Genomic DNA, 17640 nt, shown 5'->3' with positions numbered 1-17640 from the left:
CTCACCCCGCGACGAGCTCGCCCGCCCGCCAGACCCTGCGCACCAGCTGCACCCCGGGGCGGTACGCGAGGTGCGCCGGATCCGGAGCGTCGAGCTCGACGAGGTCCGCCCGCGCACCGACGCGGAGCGACCCGACGTCGTCGCGACGCAGCGCCGCAGCGCCTCCCGCCGTCGCTGCCCACAGCGCCTCGGAAGCGGTCATCCCCATCTCCCGCACGGCGAGCGCGACGCAGAACGGCAGCGACGACGTGAAGGACGAGCCGGGATTGCAGTCGCTCGCGAGCGCGATCCGCACGCCCGCGTCGATCAGCCGGCGGGCGTCCGGGTACGGCTGCCGGGTCGAGAACTCGACGCCGGGCAGCAGGGTGGCGACCGTGCGGGAGCCGGCGAGAGCGGCGATGTCGGAGTCGGTGAGGTAGGTGCAGTGGTCGACGCTCGCGGCGTCGAGCTCGACGGCGAGGCGCACGCCTTCGCCGGGTCCGAGCTGGCTCGCGTGCACCCGCACGCCCAGTCCGCGGTCGCGGCCGGCGGTGAGGACGCGGCGGGCCTGCTCCGGAGTGAACGCACCCGTCTCGCAGAACACGTCGATCCAGCGGGAGTGCGGGGCGCAGGCGTCGAGCATGGCGCCGACCACGAGGTCGACGTACTCGTCGCGCCGCTCGGCGTACTCGGCGGGCACCACGTGCGCTCCGAGGTACGTCACTTCGTCGCTCAGCTGCGCGGCGAGGCGCACCAGGCGCTCCTCGGTCGCGACGTCGAGGCCGTAGCCGCTCTTGATCTCGAGGGTCGTGGTGCCGTGCGCGTGCGCCTGGCGGAGGAGGTGCCGCGCGTTCGCGAGCAGGGTCGCGTCGTCCGCGGCGCGCGTCGCCGACACCGTCGAGCGGATGCCGCCGGCGGAGTAGCGCGCGCCCGCCATCCGCGCCTCGAACTCGGCGGCGCGATCGCCCGCGAAGAGCAGGTGGCTGTGCGAGTCGACGAAACCGGGGATCACCGCCCGGCCGTCGATCCCGACCGCGACGTCGGCAGCCGGGGCGTCGGCGGCCGCGCCGGTCCAGGCCACGAGCCCGTGCTCGACGACGAGCGCGGCGTCGGTCACCGCTCCGAGCTCGCCGATGCGGGGAGGCGAGCCGTCCGCCGGCACGTTGGTGACGAGCCGTCCGATTCCGGTGAAGAGGGTCGAGGTCATGGCAGTGGCCTTCCGAGGAGGTCAGGGGAGGGAGGCGGAGCGCGCCGCGTCGATCGCGTCCAGCGCCGGTGCGAGCAGGCCCCGTGCGGGAGCGACGAGCCGGCCGGCGACGATCGTCGTCAGCACGTCGGCCGCCGTCGCGACGAGCGGGGAGGAGTCGAGCGGCGCGCGGGTCGTCCGATCCGACTCCGCATCGAGTTCGACGAGGTCGCAGACCGCGCCGACGCGCAGGCCCCCGCTCCAGCCGAGGGAGCGGTACCCGCCGTCGGTGCCGACCCGCCACAGCTCGGCGGGCGTGAACACTCCGCGACGGCCGCGGCTCAGGCGCTCCCCCGCCTCCAGGCCGCGCAGTTCGAGCAGCGGGTCCACGACGGCGTTCTGGTCGGAGCCGATCGCGAGGGACGTGCCAGCGTCGACGAGGTCGCGCGCGGGTCCGATGCCGTCGCCGAGGTCGGCCTCGGTGCTCGGGCACATCACGACCGAGACGCCGGCCGCGCCGAGCAGGTCGCGGTCGGCCGTCGTCAGGTGGGTCGCGTGCACCACCGACAGGCGGTCGGAGAGGACGCCCGCGCGGGCGAGCAGCGCCGTCGGAGTGAGCCCGGTCGCGGCGAGGCACTCCTCGTTCTCGCGCGGCTGCTCCGAGAGGTGCACGTGCAGCGGCACGTCGGCGGGGAGCCCCGCGGCGAGCGCCGCGATCTCCTCCTCCGGGACCGCGCGCACGGAGTGGATCGCCGCGCCGAGCAGCACGTCGCCCCGGTCGGCGAGACGGGAGCGGAGCCGGTGCCAGCGCTCGAGCCATCGGCCGGCGCTGCCGTCGCCGAAGCGCACCTGGCCCGGTTCCAGCCCGCGGCCGGGTCCGGCCCCGAGGTAGAGCGTGTCGAGGAGGGTGAGCCGGATGCCCGCATCCCGCGCGGCGTCGACCACGGCGAGCTCCATCGCGTGGTCGTCGTAGGGCGCGCCGTCGGTGCGGTGGTGGACGTAGTGGAACTCGCCGACGGCCGTGTATCCGGCGGCGAGCATCTCGCCGAAGACCGCGCGGGCGAGATCCCGGTAGAGGGCGGGGTCGAGCACGGCGGCGACGGCGTACATCTCGTCCCGCCAGCGCCAGAAGTCGCCGCCGTCGGCGTGAGTGCGTCCGCGGAGCGCCCGGTGGAACAGGTGGGAGTGGGCGTTCGCGAAACCCGGAGCGACCGTGCCCAGCCGGTGGTCGCCCGGCTGCGGGTCGACTCCGGTCTCCAGCCGGGAGACGACGCCGCGCTCCGCCACGATGCGCACCCGATCCACCGGGACTGCATCGACGAGCGCTCGCTCGCACCAGAAGGCCGTCACAGCAGGTCCCTCAGAACGCGGACGAGAGCATCCGCTCCGCGACGGCAGTCGTCGTCCTCGGCGAACTCCTCGGGCGAGTGCGAGACGCCGGTGGGGTTCCGCACGAACAGCATCGCGGTGGGGACGGACCCCGCCAGGATGCCGGCGTCGTGACCCGCTCCGCTCTCCAGCACCGGGACTGCGCCGCCGAGTGCCCCGACGAGGCGATCCCGCAGGGCGGGGTCGAAGGCGACCTCGGCGCCGTAGGACTCCTCGACGACCTCCAGCGCGCACCCCTCCTGCTCAGCGGCGGCGTGCGCCCGGGCGAAGATGTCCTCGACCGCCGCACGCGCTTGGGCGTCGACGCCCGAGCGCACGTCGAGCCAGGTGTCGACGCGCGAGGCGATCACGTTCGTCCCTCCTGGCACGGGCACGAGGCGGCCCACGGTCGCCCGGGTCGGTGTCCGCTCGGCGGCGACCTCGCGGGAGGCGAGCACGGCGCGGGCCGCGGCGACCATCGGATCGCGCCGATCCTCGATCGCGGTGGTGCCGGCGTGGTTGCCCTCGCCCGAGAACGAGAGGCGCCAGCGCCCGTGCGCCAGGATGCTGGACGCCACGGCGATCGGCGCGTCGAGATCGATGAGACCGCGCCCCTGCTCCACGTGCAGCTCGACGAACAGCCCGAGGCGCCCGAGCGCCTCGCGGTCGACGCCGAGGTGGGGCACCGAGAGCCCGGCGGCCGAGGCCGCCTCACCGAAGCTCACACCGTCGGAGTCGCGGAGCGCGGCGGCCCGCTCGCCGCTGATCGCGCCCGAGAGCAGGCGGCTGCCGAGGCAGGCGATGCCGAACCGCGACCCCTCCTCCTCGGCGAACACGACCACCGCGAACGGACGCGAGGGCACGACTCCGCTCGCGCGCAGCTCCTCGACGGCGACGAGGGCGGAGGCGACTCCGAGCGGACCGTCGAACGCTCCCCCTCCGGGCACGGAGTCGAGGTGGCTGCCGGTCACGACGGCGTCGTCACCGGGCTCGCCCCACCAGGCCCACAGGTTCCCGTTCCGATCCGTCTCGACGCCGAGACCGAGACCCTCCGCGCGCTCGACGAACCACTCGCGCAGCTCGCGCTCACCGCGGTCGAACACGTGGCGGGAGTAGCCGCCGCGGGTGCGGTCCCGGCCGACCCCGTCGATCTCGGCGAGCAGCGCCGGCACGCCTCCGGTCGCGCTCACTCGGCCTCGACCCCTTCCCACATCGGCACGCGCAGGCCGCGCTCGCGGGCGACCTCGGCGGCCCGCTCGTAGCCGGCGTCGACGTGCCGCATCACTCCGGTGCCCGGGTCGTTCGTGAGCACGCGCTCGATCTTCTCGGCGGCGAGAGCGGTGCCGTCGGCCACGATCACCTGTCCGGCGTGCAGCGAGCGGCCGATGCCGACTCCTCCGCCGTGGTGCAGCGAGACCCAGGTGGCGCCGGACGCGGTGTTCAGCAGCGCGTTCAGGAGCGGCCAGTCGGCGATCGCGTCGGAGCCGTCGGCCATCGCCTCGGTCTCGCGGTACGGCGACGCCACGGATCCGGAGTCGAGGTGGTCGCGCCCGATCACCACGGGCGCCGAGAGCTCGCCGCTGGCGACCATCTCGTTGAAGCGCAGCCCGGCGAGGTGGCGCTCCTTGTAGCCCAGCCAGCAGATGCGGGCGGGCAGACCCTCGAAGGCGATCTTCTCGCCGGCCGAGGTGATCCAGCGGCGCAGCTTCTCGTCGTGCGGGAAGAGCTCGAGGATCGCCCGGTCGGTCGCGGCGATGTCGGCCGGGTCGCCCGAGAGCGCCGCCCAGCGGAACGGTCCCTTGCCCTCGGCGAACAGCGGGCGGATGTAGGCGGGCACGAAGCCGGGGAAGTCGAACGCGCGCTCGTACCCGCCCAGCTGCGCCTCGGCGCGGATCGAGTTGCCGTAGTCGAAGACCTCGGCGCCGGCGTCCTGGAAGCCGACCATCGCGCGCACCTGCTTGGCCATCGCGGCACGGGAGCGGACGGTGAAGTCCTCGGGCTCCGCCGCGGCGCGCTCGGCCCATTCGGCGACTCCGGTGCCCTCGGGGAGGTAGGACAGCGGATCGTGCGCCGAGGTCTGGTCGGTGACGATGTCGACGGCCACTCGGCGCTCGAGGATCTCGGTGAACACGGTGGCCGCGTTGCCGACGACGCCGACCGACAGGGCGCGCCGCTCGGCCTTGGCGCGGAGCACCCGCTCGAGGGCGTCGTCGAGGTCGTGCGTCATCTCGTCGAGGTAGCCGTGGTCGACCCGGCGCTGGAGCCGCGCGGGATCGACGTCGACGATCAGCACCGCGCCCTCGTTGAGCGTCACCGCCAGCGGCTGGGCGCCGCCCATCCCACCCGCGCCTCCCGTCAGGGTGAGCGTCCCCGCGAGGGTGCCGCCGAAGCGCTTGTCGGCGATGGCCGCGAACGTCTCGTAGGTGCCCTGGAGGATCCCCTGCGTCCCGATGTAGATCCACGAGCCGGCGGTCATCTGGCCGTACATGGTGAGCCCGAGCGCCTCGAGGCGGCGGAACTCGGGCCAGGTGGCCCAGTCCCCGACGAGGTTCGAGTTCGCGATCAGCACCCGCGGCGCCCACTCGTGGGTGCGGAACACGCCGACCGGCTTGCCCGACTGCACCAGCAGCGTCTCGTCCGACTCGAGCGCCTCGAGCGTGCGGACGATCGCGTCGTACGCCTCCCAGCTGCGGGCTGCCTTGCCGGTGCCGCCGTAGACAACAAGGTCGTCGGGGCGCTCGGCGACCTCCGGGTCGAGGTTGTTCATCAGCATCCGGAGCACGGCTTCGGTCTGCCAGCTCTTGGCGGTGAGGGCGGTGCCGCGGGCGGCGCGGACGGGGCGGGGGCCGTGCATGGAGGATCCTTCGGTGCGGGGAGCGGTGGTGGGAGTGTCGAGGGCCGTCACGAGAGGTGCTCGGCGATCCACGCCTTCGCGATGCCGGTGAGATCGGCACCGGTGGCCGCCTCGGCGTTCATGGCGATGAGGTCCTCGGTGGTGAGGGCGGCCGAGACCTCGTCGAGAGCGGCGCTCACGGTGTCGTCGAGCTTCGCCTCGGCGATCACGGGCACGACGTTCTCGGCCGCGAACAGGGACTTGTCGTCCTCGAGGGCGACGAGGTCGTTGGCGGTGAGGCCCGGATCGGTGCTGAAGATGTCGCCGACCTGGACCTGGCCGCTGGTGAGTGCGGTCATGGTGAGCGGTCCGCCCGCGTCGAGCGAGACGAACTCCTTGAACTCGAGGCCGTAGACGTCCTTCAGACCGACCACGCCGTTGACGCGCGTCTTCCACTCCGGCGGGCCGCCGAGCGAGAGCTCACCGGCGACGGGCACGAGGTCCGAGATCGACTCGAGGCCGTACTGGTCGGCGGTCGCGCGGGTCACCGCGAGGATGTCCTTGTCCTGGGCGTCGGAGGGCTCGAGCATCGCGACACCCTCGGGCAGCACGCCGGCCAGCTCCGCGTCGACCTCCTCCGAGGTGGAGGCCTTCGACTCGGGGTCGAGGTACTTCAGGAACGCGCCGGAGTACTCGGGGACGAGGTCGATCGAGCCGTCCTGGAGGGCGGCGATGTAGACCTCGCGGCTGCCGATGTTGAACTGCTCCTTCACCTCGACGCCCTCGGCCTGCAGAGCCTGCGAGTAGATCGTGGCGATGAGCTGGCTCTCGGTGAAGTCGGCCGAGCCGATGATGATCTGCTCGCCGTCGGATCCGCCGGCGGACCCGCCCGCGAGAGGGTCGCCTCCGCCCGAGCAGGCGGTGAGGACGAGGGTGAGCGCGGCGGCGGAGGCGAGGAGCACTCCGGTGGTGGCACGGGACATGGTGGGCCTTTCGGTCGGGTGGGGCGCGTGCGGGAAGGGGTGGCGGGGTCGCCGGAGGAACCGCGCGGAGGAACGGGACGCGCGGCGGGAAGAGGGGGACGGCTAGGTGAGGGTCAGTGCCCGGGTGGCCGTGTCGGTCGGCCGCGGGCGGCGCACCTTCGCCGTGCGGCGCAGGCCCGGCGAGACGACGAGCCCGGTGAGTGCGGTGAACGCGAGCTCCAGCACGAGGGCCAGCACGGCGACGAGGATCGCCCCGGACGCCATCTGGATGTAGTCGCCCTGCGCCCGTCCGTCGATGATGAAGCGGCCCAGGCCCTGCAGTCCGAGGTACGAGGCGACCGTGGCCGTCGAGACGATCTGCAGGGTCGAGCTGCGGACGCCGGACAGCAGCAGCGGCAGTGCGCACGGCAGCTGGACGTGCACCAGGATCTGCCACTTCGTGTAGCCGAGGCCGCGAGCGGCGCCCACGGCGTCCGGATCGGCGTTCTGGATGCCGGCGTACGTGCCGGTCAGCACGGGCGGGATCGCCAGCAGCACCAGCACCACGATCGTCGGCAGCACGTAGACGAGCTGACCGCCGACCACCGGCGAGACGACGAGGAAGAGCAGCACGAGCAGCCCCAGCGTGGGCAGGGCGCGGAGCGAGTTCGCGACGCCCGCCACGACCGTCTCTCCGCGGCCGGTGTAGCCGATGACGACTCCCAGCGGCACGGCGATGAGGAGGGTGACGGCGAGCGCGATGGCGGAGTAGAGGAGGTGGAAGCCGACCTGCGCGGGGATGCCGTCGGCGCCGGCCCAGTTCTCGGGGGCGAGGAACCAGTCGAGGATCGTCATGCCGTCACCGTCCTGCGGCGCCAGGGGGTCAGCGCTCGGCTGAGCCACTGCACGAGGAGGTCGAGGACGACCGCGAGGAGGACGCAGAGGACGATGCCGGTGAGCAGCGGCACCACGAGGCGGAGCTGGAAGCCCTGCGTGAAGAGCGTGCCCAGCTGCGGGATCCCCAGCAGCGCGGCCATGGTCAGGATGCTGACGTTCGAGACCACCGCGACGCGCAGCCCCGCGAGGATCACGGGCACCGCGACCGGGAGCTCCACGAGCAGCAGCCGCTGCCATCCGCGGTACCCCATCGCCTCGGCGGCCTGGCTGGTGTCGGCCGGCACCGAGGCGAGGCCGTCGGCGACGACGCGGACCAGCAGGGCCACCGTGTAGACCGTCAGGGCGACGACCACGTTCAGCGGATCGAGGATCCGGGTTCCGAGGATCGGCGGGAGCACCACGAAGAGCGCGAGCGACGGGATCGTGTAGAGCAGGCCCGCGACGCCCACGATCACCGGGTAGCCCCGGCGGGAGCGGTTCGCCCACCAGCCCAGCGGCAGGGCGACGAGGAGCCCGAGGACGGTCGGCACCAGCGTGAGGACGAGGTGGTTCCCGGTGAGCGTCGCGATCGTCGGGAGGTTCTGCAGTATCCAGTCGGCGTTCATGCCGCTGCCCGGTCCTGCTTCGCGAGTCGGATCGCCTCGACGACGTCGGCCGCGTCGGCGGTGCCGATGAGCAGACCCGCCGGATCCACGAGCATCGCGCGGTGGGCCGGGCTCGAGAGAGCGGAGTCGAGGTAGGCGCGCAGGGTGCCGTCGGCGGGGGCCGCGGTCCCCGACAGGTCGAGGTCCTCGTGCGAGACGACCGAGGTGCGCACGCGACGCGCATCGATCCAGCCCAGCGGGCGTCCGCCGCCGTCCACCGCCACCAGCCACTCGTCCGCGCCCGGAGGCAGCGGCTCGCCGAGGCGGACACTCGCGACCGGGCCGACCGCGACGCTCCCGGCTGCAGGCACGAAGCCCAGCGCCTGGTAGCCGCGCGCCGATCCCACGAAATCGGCGACGAAGGAGTCGTGCGGAGCGGCGAGCAGGTCGGCCGGGGCGGCCACCTGTGCCAGCGTCCCGCCCTCGCGGAGCACGGCGACCCGGTCGCCCAGCTTCAGCGCCTCGTCGATGTCGTGGGTGACCATCACGATGGTCTTGGAGAGATCGGCCTGGAGCCGCAGGAACTCGTCCTGCAGCTGGGCGCGCACCACCGGGTCGACCGCGCTGAACGGCTCGTCCATGAGGAGGAACGGCGGGTCCGTCGCGAGGGCTCGCGCCACTCCGACCCGCTGCTGCTGGCCGCCCGAGAGCTGCCACGGATACCGGCCGGCGAACTTCGCATCGAGGCCGACGCGCTCCAGCAGCTCCATCGCACGGGCCCGGGTCTCCTTGCGGCCCTGGCCGAGCAGCCGGGGCAGGGCCGCGACGTTGTCGACGACCGTGCGGTGCGGGAAGAGGCCCGCGTTCTGGATGACGTAGCCGATCCGGCGGCGCAGGTCCACGCGGTCCAGACTCTGCGTGTCGACCCCGTCGATGGCGATGACGCCGGAGGAGGGGTCGATGAGGCGGTTGATCATCCGCATCGAGGTGGTCTTGCCGCAGCCGGACGGGCCCACCAGCGTGGTGATCCTGCCCTGCGGCGCCTCGAGCGTGAGACGGTCGACCGCGACGGTGCCGTCGGGGTAGACCTTCGAGACTTCCTGGAACGTGATCATGAACGAGCTCCTCGGGGGGTGCGCTGCAGTGCGGGGCGGGTCGGGGGTGCGGCGATCATGCGGTGCCGCCGAGGCCGGCGGAGACGAGGCGGGCGGCTCGCGCGAGCGCCATGCCGTGCCGCATCTCGTCGACGGCGCGCTCGCGGTAGCTGGGAACGACGAGGCTCAGGGCCCCAATGATCCGGGTGCCGGCGAGGACGGGTGCGGCGATGGCGGTGACATCGGGCTCGATGCCGCTGACCACGACGACGAAACCCTCGTCGGGAGTCCGCCCGGTCAGCACGGCACCGGCGGCCGAGCCGTCGAGCGGGATCGAGCGGCCGACCCAGCTGGCGTGCCGGACCGAGTGCGTGCCCTCGACGATGCTGATGTAGAGCGCGGTCGCTCCGTGGCCCTCGATGCTGAGGTAGACGGACTCCCCCGTCTCCTCGACCAGGTCCTCCATCACGGGACGCGCCAACGCGACCAGCGATTCGCTCGTGAGAGCCTGGGCGCCGAGCTGGATCAGGCGGCTGCCCGGGCGGAAGGTGCCGTCGTCGTCGCGGCGGATGAATCCGCTGCCCTCCAGTGTGCGCAGCAGCCGGAGCGCCGTGCTGGCCGCGAGGTCGGTGGCGCGGGCGCTCTCGGCGAGCGTCGCGCTCCCCCGGTCGCAGACGACGGCCAGAAGGGCGAGTGCCCGGTCGACGGTGCGAGTGGCGGCTTCCTCGGCCATGGTGCCTCCTCCTGTCTCGATGGGTGCCGCGGGTCGTTCCGGCGATGACGTCCACGCTAGGGACCGCTCGTTTCGGCTGACCTGCCCTCATGTTTCCGTTCAGTAAAACGTGATTGCCACTGGATGGAATGCACCATCGAGTGGGTCAGGATGGTCGGACACAGGCAGGAGGTCCCGATGATCACGCTCGACGGTTCCCTGGGCATCGACGGCGTCGTCGCCCTCGCGGACAGGAGTCGCCGCCCCGCGCTCGGAGACGGCCAGCTGGATCGGATCGCCGCGGCGGCCACCGCGGCCACCGCGATCGCCGACCGCCACCCCGTCTACGGCCGCTCGACCGGAGTCGGCGCGAACCGCACCACCGCGGTCGCCGCTGACCACGGGCACGCTCTCCGGCTCCTGCGCAGTCACGCCGTGGACGCTGGGCCCGCCCTGCCGGCCCGGGCCGTCCGCGCGATGCTCGCCGTGCGGCTGAACCAGCTGTGCCTCCCAGGCTCCGGCATCGACCCCCGGGTCGCGAGCGGGCTGCTCCGGATGCTGGAGCTCGATGCCCTCCCCGAGGTGCGCTCGCTCGGCTCGCTCGGGACCGGCGATCTCACGGCGCTGGCCGGGACGGCCCTGGCTCTGCTGGGCGAGCGGCCGACAACGCACCCGCTGCCGCCACTGGAGCCCTGGGGCGCGGAGAGCGCCCTCGCCTTCATCAGCAGCAACGCGCTGACGATCGGACGCGCGTGCCTCGCCGTCGAGGAGCTCTCCCGCCTCGAGCGCGCCGCACGTGTCGTCCTCGCGATGAGCGCCGTGGCTCTGGGCGCCGAGCCCGGCGCCTTCTCACCCCGCGCCGCCGACGCGGCGGCAGCGCCCGGTGTCGCCGAGGTGTCCGCGTCGGTGCGGCAGCTGCTCGCGGGAGTGGGCGACGATCGGATCCTCGCCGCGCGCGTCCAGGACCCGTACGGCTTCCGCGTCGTCCCGCACACCCAGGGCGCGCTCCTCGCCGGCCGTCGAGCGCTGGCCGATCAGGCCGAGGCGCTCCTGGGGACCGCGCAGGAGAATCCGCTCTTCGACCCCGCCTCGGGGACCGTCGTGCACCACGGCGGCTTCTTCCAGACCGCCCTCGCGCTCGCCGGGGAGTCCGCGTCGCTCGCCCTCGCCGGCACGACGTCGACCACGCTGTCGCGGATCCGCCTCCTCAACGAACCGGAGTACAGCGGGCAGCGCCCGTTCCTCGCGGCCGGCCCCGCGGGCGCCTCCGGCCTGATGATGGTGGAGTACGTGGCCGCTGCCGCGATCGCCGAGATCCGCGCCGCCGCGCACCCCGCGTCCCTCGGCACGGTCTCACTGTCGCGCGGCACCGAGGACGACGCACCGTTCACCGCGCAGGCGATCGCCCAGCTGGAGCGCGCGGTCCCGGCCTACCGGGTCCTGCTCTCGTGCGAACTCGTCGGAGCGGTGCGCGCACTGCGCCAGCGCGGAAGGGCGTCAGGCCACGCGGGGCTGCTCGGACAGGCCGTCGCACTGGTCGCCTCACTCCCGTCGGACGACTCCGACCGCGATCTGCGCGGCGACCTGGACGAGGCGGGCGTCCTCCTCGACGGCCTCGCGACGATCCTGGACGACCTGTCGTGACCGCGCGGCTCGTCCGGCTCGGCGACCTCCCCTCCGGGAGGTGGCCCAACGGCCTCGGGGAGACGCGGTCGGTGCACGCGAACGAGGGCCTGAAGGTCGGCGTCGCCCGGATCCACGAGGCCGCCCCGTTCTCCGTGCTCACCGGTCGCGACCGCCTCCTCACCATCCTCGGACCCGAGGGGATCCTGCTCCGGATCGACGGGCAGGAGCACCGGCTCGCTCCCGGCGACGGCATCCGGTTCCGCGGGGACGCTCCCGTCTCGGTCGCCGCGACGGCGGCGCCCACCGCGGTGCTGAACCTCATCCACGACTCCGGCTGGAGCGTCGAAGCGGCCTGCGGGCGCGCCGAGAACCTGTCCTCCGCCCTCGCGCTCCTCGCCGCGGCTCAGCCCGCCGACTCGCGCGCGCTCGCGATCGCGCCCGGAGCGCTGGCGCTCCGCCTCGACGTGCCGGGCGAGGACCGCGTGGTCCTCGCGTCCTGGCGACGGGCGCACCGCGCGGACGAACCCGCCTGACGGCGGCCCGCCGGCGGCCTCAGCCCGCCTGGTCCGGCAGCGCCGCCGTCCCCGTCGTGCGCAGGCGCTCCTTCACCAGCTCCGGGAAGAGCGGTCGGCCGTAGAAGTAGCCCTGCGCCCGCTCCGCGCGCAGCGACGTCAGCAGCTCGTGGGCCGACGGCGTCTCGACGCCCTCGACGATCGTGTGCATGTCGAGGTCCGAGACGAGGTTGATGATCGAGCGGAGGATCGTGGCGTGCTTGGGGTTCTCCTCGTCGGCCAGGAAGACGCGGTCGATCTTGACGATGCTCAGCGGCACCGTGAGCAGGGCCACGGCACCCGCGTGCTCCTGGCCGTAGTCGTCGAGGGCGATCGCGATGCCCTCCTCCGTCAGCCGGCGCACCCGCTCGATCACCTCGGCGTCGACGTGGCCGATCGAGCCCTCGGTCAGCTCCAGGCAGAGCTGGATGCCCTTCTCGGCCGTGCGGTGGCCGCGGACGAGGTCGAGGACGTCGTCGTGCAGGAGCTGGTCGGCCTCGAGATTGACGCTGAGGAACGTGACCGTGTCGTCGATCTCGCGGAACTCGACCATGCAGGCGACGGCCTGGTCGATGATCTGCATCGTCAACCGGTCGAGCAGCCCGAGTGAGCGGGCGACATCGACGAGGGTCGGCGGGCCCAGCGGAGTGCCGTCGCGGCGCGTGTATCGGGCGAGGGCCTCGAAGCCGACGATGCGGCGCTCGGCCACGTCGATGACCGGCTGGAACGCGACGCGGACCGCCCCGTCGAGCACGGCCTCGTGGATCTCGGTGAGCAGGTCCTCGCCCGTCGGGTCCTGGGGCGCCCCCTTGCGCTCCTTCTTCGACTCGTACATCCGCTCGTCGGCCTCCTGCATGACCCGGTCGAAGCTGCCGCCGTCGACGGCGACCGGGGCGCCGATGCTGATGCGGGGGTGGAGGGTGAGTCCGCCGACGAGGACGGGACGCTCGACGGCGCGGCTGATGCGCTCGGCGACGGCTCCCGCCGTGGCCGAGTCGAGCAGCACGGCGAACTCGTCGCCGCCGATGCGCGCGACGACGTCGTCGCCGCGCACGCTCTCGCGGATCCGACGGCCGACCTCCTCGAGGACCGTGTTGCCCGTCGAGTGGCCGTGGGTGTCGTTGATCGCCTTGAAGGCGTCGAGGTCCATGAACAGCATCGCGCGGCGCGACGGATCGGTGATCGCGTCGAACTCCTCGTAGAGGCCGCGGAGGTTCGTCAGGCCGGTGAGCGAATCCGTCGTCGCCGCATCGCGCAGGGCACGCGTGTTGCGGCGGTCGTACAGGGCCTGGGTGGCGATGTGGGCGAGGGCGAGCAGCGTCCTGCGCTCCAGCGGGCTGAAGCCGTCGGAGTCGGGGCGGCGGGTGAGGACGACGTGGCGGACGCCGGTCCCCGGTGCGGTCACGGGCGCGGACAGCTCGAAGGGCCGCCCCGGCTCCGCGGCGACGCGGACGCTGGCCGACGGGATCGACTGGCGCGCGGACTTCTCGAGCGTCTCGAAGATCGCGGCCTGGTCGCCCCACGGCAGCGCGAGCGATGCCCGCACGAGGCCCTCGAGCTTGCGCTCGACGCGGGTGCGGCGCAGGTGCTGGCTGACGACGGCGATCGCCAGTGCGATCAGCAGCAGGGTGTTGGCCGAGCGGATGTCGAGGCCGACGCCGACGTCGATCCTCTCGATCCCGGAGGAGAGCCGGGCGCCGTAGGCGAGCGCCACCAGCCCGATGTTCAGGGCGAGCGCCAGGACGACGCGGCCCGGGCGCAGAGCCGGGCGCGGCACATCCGCCACCTCGTCGAGCGTCAGCCACGCCTGCAGGTTCTCGATGCCGATCGAGAACAGGCCGTAGACGAGCACCGCGGGGACGGCCGCGATCACCGGCCACCAGCCCGTGTGCGGGAACAGCGAGAGCGTCAGGAGGAACGCGCCGCCCGAGAGTCCCGCGAGCCCGGTCAGGTAGACGATCACCATCCACGGCCGGCGACCGACGACCAGGACGACCGCGAGCGCCAGCACCCAGAGCACCAGCGCCTGGGCCCTCGGCATGTCCTCGGCGAGGAACGCGAGGACCGACACCCCGACCCCGAAGGTCACGGTGCCGATGCCGGAGGACAGCTCGAGCCGGAACGGCGCGATGATCCACATCGCTGCGAGCAGGACGAGGAACGGCAGTCCGAGAGCGGGCAGCACGGTCGCGTTCGACACGAGGAGGACGGCCGTGACGAGCAGCCCGGCCGCGCCGACACCGAGGCGGAGAGCGCGGATCCGCGCGGACGCTCGAGCCTCCGCCCCGTTCGGCAGCAGGATCGTCTCGTCGGCGCGCGCGCTCACGACTCCGTCACTCACTCGGACCCCCCGCGTCCGCTCTGGTGCGGATTCGCCCACTCTGGCAGATCGGCGGGCGGGAGCGCCCCTCCCCTGCGGGATCGGGATCGGCGCCCCGGCGACGCCGTCACGGCCTCAGCCCTGCACCGGCAGGCGCGCCGCGAGCCGCGCACCGCCCGAGGCGGACGGCAGCAGCTCGAGCCCGCCTCCGTAGACCGCGAACTGGCGGGCGAGACGCTCGAGACCACTCCACTCCGGAGCCTCGCCCGGACCCCGGCCGTCGTCCTCGAGGGACACCAGCACGGCGGGAGCGTCGTCGACCGCGACCGTCAGCCGCACCGCGTCCGCCCCGCCGTGCTTGAGCGCGTTCGTCAGCGCCTCCTCGACCATGCGCACGAGCAGGACGCGCTGATCCAGGGGGACGGCGCGCTCCTCCACCTCGGCGTAGCGCTCGTCGATGTCGAGCTCGACCGCGATCTCGAGCGGGAGCCGCGCGAGGAGGTCGCGCACCGCCGCGACCAGGCCGTGGTCGATGTCGACCGGGTAGAGCGCGCCGCTCGCGGCTCTCACCTCCTGCTCGCGGAGCTCGTCGAGGCGGTCGGCGATCGAGACGACGCGGGAGGGATCGGCCGGGGCGTCCGCCGCCGCGCGCAGCTCGGCGCTCAGTACGACGAGCGAGTTCTGGAGCCGACCGTGCAGGTTCTGCGCGACCTCGCGGCGCACGCGCAGCTCCTCCTCCTGCAGCGCCTGCACGGCCTGGACCGCCTGGAGCAGCACGCGGGCGTTCTCGCGCTCCTTCTCGCGCACCCGCCGCGCGGTGCGCACGAGCAGGAAGCCGAACGCGGTGATCATGCCGATGACGACGGTGCCGACGGCCAGCTCGATGACGAGAGCGTCGATCGCGTCGAGCGGATACACGGCCGCGAGCACCTGCAGCGTGCAGCGTACGAGGGCGACCCCCACCGCGAGCGCCACGACCGCCGGCACCGACGTGCGGCGCGGCCACCGCTCGGGGCGCAGCACCGCGAGCACCAGGACCGCCAGGGCGATAGCCGAGACGTTGACGCTCACGCGGACCACGACGTCCAGGACGGGCCCGCCCGCCACTCCGCGGACCGTCTGCGACAGCATGCCGAGCGCGAAGACCGCCTGCAGCGCGGCCAGCACCGAGAGCACGCCGCCCAGGAGTGACACGACTCCGACCAGGATGCGGTTGTCCTCGCGGACGTCCTCGCGGGTCCGATCGGCGCCGTCGACGAGGGTCATCCGGTGTGCTCGAGGAACTGCAGGGTCGCCTCGACCCGGGGGTTGCGGGCGCCGTCGGCGCGCAGGCCCAGGCCCGCGTAGACCGCGTTGACGTGGTTGTCGACCGAGCGGACGGCGATGCCCAGCTTCTCGGCGATCGCCGCGTTGGTCAGGCCCGCCGAGAGCCAGGTCAGAACCTCGTACTGGCGGCGGCTGAGGGCGGCGACGGGCGAGTTGCGGCGGGCCGTGCGGGCGGCGACGAGGGCCGGATCCAGGACGGTCCGCCCGTCGGACGTCGCGCGGATCGCGGTGAGCAGTGCGGGGGTCGAGAGCGAGGACGTCTTGGAGAGGTAGCTCCAGCCGCGGGCCTCGGAGCGGTCGAGCCGGAGGAAGCGGTGCATCGCGTCGACCGCCGAGAGCAGGACGACGGCGAGCTCGGGATTGCGGGCGCGCAGCTCGCGGCCCAGCTCGATGCCGTCGCCGTCGCCCAGCTCGATGTCGAGGATCGCGACGTCGAGCGACTCCGGCTGCAGCCGCTCGCGCGCCTCGGCGACGGAGGAGGCGTCGACGACGCTCCGCACGCCGGGCACCGAGCGCAGCATCGACGCCAGCATCTGCCGGTAGAGGGGCTGGTCGTCGACGACGGCCACCCTCAGATCTCGAACGCCCCCCACGGATGTCACGGATCCATGATCGCGCATCGACACGGTGGCCGAACGCCGCCCGGTCTCGCGGCGTCACCCCTAGAAGAGGGCCCCGCTGAGGGCGAGACCGAGGAGCGCCGCGGCGAGCGCCGCCGCCCACGTGCCCAGGCCGTAGGCGAGTGCGGCGGCCCGGCGCCCCTCGAGCAGCATCCGCGCGGCCTCGACGCTCGCGGTGCTGAACGTGGTGAATCCGCCCAGGAGCCCCGTGCCCAGCAGGATCCGCCACTCCTCGGCGACGACGCCCGCGAGAGCGAGGCCGGCGACGAGCCCCAGGAGCAGCGACCCGGCCACGTTGATCAGCGCCGTGCCGATCGGCCAGCGCACGGGCACGAGCGAGCGCGCGACTCCGTCGACGACGAGGCGCGCGGCCGAGCCGGCACCGCCGGCCAGCGCCGTGCCCAGGAGGAGGGCGAGCGGAGTCACTCCGCGGTCCGACCGGCGGGCGTCGGTTCTGCGCGCGCGCGGTGGGCGAGCAGGATGCCCAGCACGGCGGCCGAGGTGCCGAGCACCAGCGTGATCGCGACGGCGAGCGCCGCCTCGGCGACGCGTCCCGCGAGGAGCAGCTCCGCGGTGTCGAGCGAGAAGGCGCTGTAGGTGGTGAAGCCGCCGAGCACGCCCGTGCCGAGCAGGAGCCTTGCCGCGCGACGGCCGCCGTCGTCGGGGCCGCTCCAGGCGAGCGACTCGAGGAGCACGCCCAGGAGGAACGCGCCGACGAGGTTCACCGCGATCGTCGGCAGGGGCAGGCCGCCGACCGGAGGCAGTGCGAGCGCGGTCGCGTACCGGGCGGCGGTTCCGACGGAGCCGCCCGCCACGACGATGAGGATCGGACCGGCGCGCAGATGCAGCGGGCGCGTCACTCCGCGAGATCCCACGGCACGCGGTGCGACGCGTCGCGCTCGGCGCGCGGCACCACGACGACGGGCCGGTGCTGGCGGTGGGCCAGGTGCACGGCCACACTGCCGCTGAGGAACTCGGCGATGCTCGCGAGCACCCCGGAATCGCGGGTGCCGACGACGATCATGCGCGCGTCCGTCTTCTCGGCCGCATCGCTGAGCGCGAGCGCGGGCTCGCCCTCCGCGACCTGGAACGTGTGCTCGGCGCCGTCGAGGATCGACTCGACCTCGGCCACGAGGCTCGGCGGAGCGGTCGGCCGGTCGGACGGACGGCCTCGTCCGACGACCGGGATCGCGCCCGTCATCGGATCGACGTACTCGCCGACGAGGTAGGGATCGGGGGCGGCGTAGAGGACGAGGAGCGGAGCGCCGAAGTCCTTCGCGAAGCGCGCGGCGGTGCGCAGGACCTCCGGTCGCTGACCCTCGGCGACGCCGACGAGCACGGGACCCGTGGGGGTGGACTCGGTCATGGACGGCTCCTTCCCTTGCCCGTCCATCCTGGCACCGGGGACCGCGCGACGGGCCGTGATCCTTTCGTTATCCGCGGGGGTCGGGTTAGACTCGCTCCTCGCCGGTGCCCGACCGGCCCCGCCGGTGGCCCCGAAGCCCCGCGGACGGACGATCCCGAGGAGTACGCGCGCGTGTCGAACCCTGGCGTTCCCGAGGATCCGGAGCGCGCGGAGGGG

At 73.6% G+C, this 17640-nt stretch carries 17 protein-coding genes; 2 read left to right on the top strand and 15 right to left on the bottom strand.

What is annotated here, in order from left to right:
* Nucleotide 1 precedes the first annotated feature (1 nt).
* The 9 genes from hutI to ASF46_RS01700 form a co-directional block, all read right to left on the bottom strand.
* Complete coding sequence (gene hutI / locus ASF46_RS01740) at nt 2-1186, bottom strand: imidazolonepropionase (protein WP_056866167.1); 1185 nt, start codon at nt 1184-1186, stop codon at nt 2-4.
* A 21-nt stretch (nt 1187-1207) separates the two neighbouring features.
* Nucleotides 1208-2515 carry a formimidoylglutamate deiminase gene (locus ASF46_RS01735; protein ID WP_056866166.1) on the bottom strand — a complete coding sequence of 436 codons (1308 nt, stop codon included), beginning with the start codon at nt 2513-2515 and terminating at the stop codon, nt 1208-1210.
* Nucleotides 2512-3723: an allantoate amidohydrolase gene (locus tag ASF46_RS01730; RefSeq protein ID WP_056866165.1), complete on the bottom strand. Its 1212-nt coding sequence runs from the start codon at nt 3721-3723 to the stop codon at nt 2512-2514. Before ASF46_RS01730 ends, ASF46_RS01735 begins: the two co-directional genes overlap by 4 nt.
* Nucleotides 3720-5387 carry a urocanate hydratase gene (gene hutU / locus ASF46_RS01725; RefSeq protein WP_056867394.1) on the bottom strand — a complete coding sequence of 556 codons (1668 nt, stop codon included), beginning with the start codon at nt 5385-5387 and terminating at the stop codon, nt 3720-3722. The genes ASF46_RS01730 and hutU overlap by 4 nt, the downstream gene beginning before the upstream one ends.
* A gap of 47 nt (nt 5388-5434) precedes the next feature.
* Entirely contained in the window at nt 5435-6349 is a 915-nt protein-coding gene (locus tag ASF46_RS01720) for an ABC transporter substrate-binding protein (RefSeq protein ID WP_056866164.1), read from the bottom strand.
* A gap of 102 nt (nt 6350-6451) precedes the next feature.
* Nucleotides 6452-7183, bottom strand: a complete 732-nt coding sequence (locus tag ASF46_RS01715; RefSeq protein ID WP_200919648.1) for an ABC transporter permease — start codon at nt 7181-7183, stop codon at nt 6452-6454.
* Nucleotides 7180-7830 carry an ABC transporter permease gene (locus ASF46_RS01710; RefSeq protein WP_056866163.1) on the bottom strand — a complete coding sequence of 217 codons (651 nt, stop codon included), beginning with the start codon at nt 7828-7830 and terminating at the stop codon, nt 7180-7182. The genes ASF46_RS01715 and ASF46_RS01710 overlap by 4 nt, the downstream gene beginning before the upstream one ends.
* The gene (locus ASF46_RS01705) at nt 7827-8924 is read right to left on the bottom strand and encodes an ABC transporter ATP-binding protein (protein WP_056866162.1); all 1098 of its coding nucleotides are present in this window, start codon (nt 8922-8924) and stop codon (nt 7827-7829) included. The genes ASF46_RS01710 and ASF46_RS01705 overlap by 4 nt, the downstream gene beginning before the upstream one ends.
* Before the next feature lie 55 nt (nt 8925-8979).
* Nucleotides 8980-9636 (bottom strand): IclR family transcriptional regulator, encoded by a 657-nt coding sequence (locus ASF46_RS01700; protein WP_056866161.1) that lies wholly within the window; start codon nt 9634-9636, stop codon nt 8980-8982.
* 177 nt (nt 9637-9813) lie between these two features.
* Here ASF46_RS01700 and ASF46_RS01695 point away from each other — a divergent pair, with 177 nt between their 5' ends.
* Both ASF46_RS01695 and ASF46_RS01690 read left to right on the top strand, forming a co-directional pair.
* Nucleotides 9814-11259, top strand: a complete 1446-nt coding sequence (locus ASF46_RS01695) for an aromatic amino acid lyase (RefSeq protein WP_082485132.1) — start codon at nt 9814-9816, stop codon at nt 11257-11259.
* The gene (locus ASF46_RS01690; protein WP_056866159.1) at nt 11256-11774 is read left to right on the top strand and encodes a HutD family protein; all 519 of its coding nucleotides are present in this window, start codon (nt 11256-11258) and stop codon (nt 11772-11774) included. The genes ASF46_RS01695 and ASF46_RS01690 overlap by 4 nt, the downstream gene beginning before the upstream one ends.
* A gap of 19 nt (nt 11775-11793) precedes the next feature.
* On the opposite strand, the gene ASF46_RS01685 is transcribed toward ASF46_RS01690, so the two are convergent.
* The 6 genes from ASF46_RS01685 to ASF46_RS01660 all read right to left on the bottom strand — a co-directional run bounded on the left by ASF46_RS01685 (nt 11794) and on the right by ASF46_RS01660 (nt 17424).
* The gene (locus ASF46_RS01685) at nt 11794-14118 is read right to left on the bottom strand and encodes a putative bifunctional diguanylate cyclase/phosphodiesterase (RefSeq protein WP_056866158.1); all 2325 of its coding nucleotides are present in this window, start codon (nt 14116-14118) and stop codon (nt 11794-11796) included.
* Between the two features lie 129 nt (nt 14119-14247).
* Nucleotides 14248-15378, bottom strand: a complete 1131-nt coding sequence (locus ASF46_RS01680) for a sensor histidine kinase (protein ID WP_056866157.1) — start codon at nt 15376-15378, stop codon at nt 14248-14250.
* Nucleotides 15375-16040, bottom strand: coding sequence for a response regulator transcription factor (locus tag ASF46_RS01675; RefSeq protein ID WP_235576827.1), 666 nt, complete (start codon nt 16038-16040; stop codon nt 15375-15377). The genes ASF46_RS01680 and ASF46_RS01675 overlap by 4 nt, the downstream gene beginning before the upstream one ends.
* 60 nt (nt 16041-16100) lie before the next feature.
* Nucleotides 16101-16484, bottom strand: coding sequence for a CrcB family protein (locus tag ASF46_RS01670; RefSeq protein ID WP_055785775.1), 384 nt, complete (start codon nt 16482-16484; stop codon nt 16101-16103).
* A complete protein-coding gene (locus ASF46_RS01665; protein ID WP_157602146.1) occupies nt 16481-16918 on the bottom strand; it encodes a fluoride efflux transporter FluC in 438 nt (145 codons plus the stop codon). The genes ASF46_RS01670 and ASF46_RS01665 overlap by 4 nt, the downstream gene beginning before the upstream one ends.
* Nucleotides 16915-17424 (bottom strand): universal stress protein, encoded by a 510-nt coding sequence (locus ASF46_RS01660; protein WP_056866156.1) that lies wholly within the window; start codon nt 17422-17424, stop codon nt 16915-16917. Before ASF46_RS01660 ends, ASF46_RS01665 begins: the two co-directional genes overlap by 4 nt.
* Nucleotides 17425-17640: the final 216 nt, after the last annotated feature.

Origin of the sequence: Rathayibacter sp. Leaf296 (assembly GCF_001423045.1) — a bacterium.
GTDB lineage: Bacteria > Actinomycetota > Actinomycetes > Actinomycetales > Microbacteriaceae > Rathayibacter > Rathayibacter caricis.
Note: the sequence above shows the minus strand (reverse complement) of the source record. Positions and strands in the feature narration are given on the sequence as shown.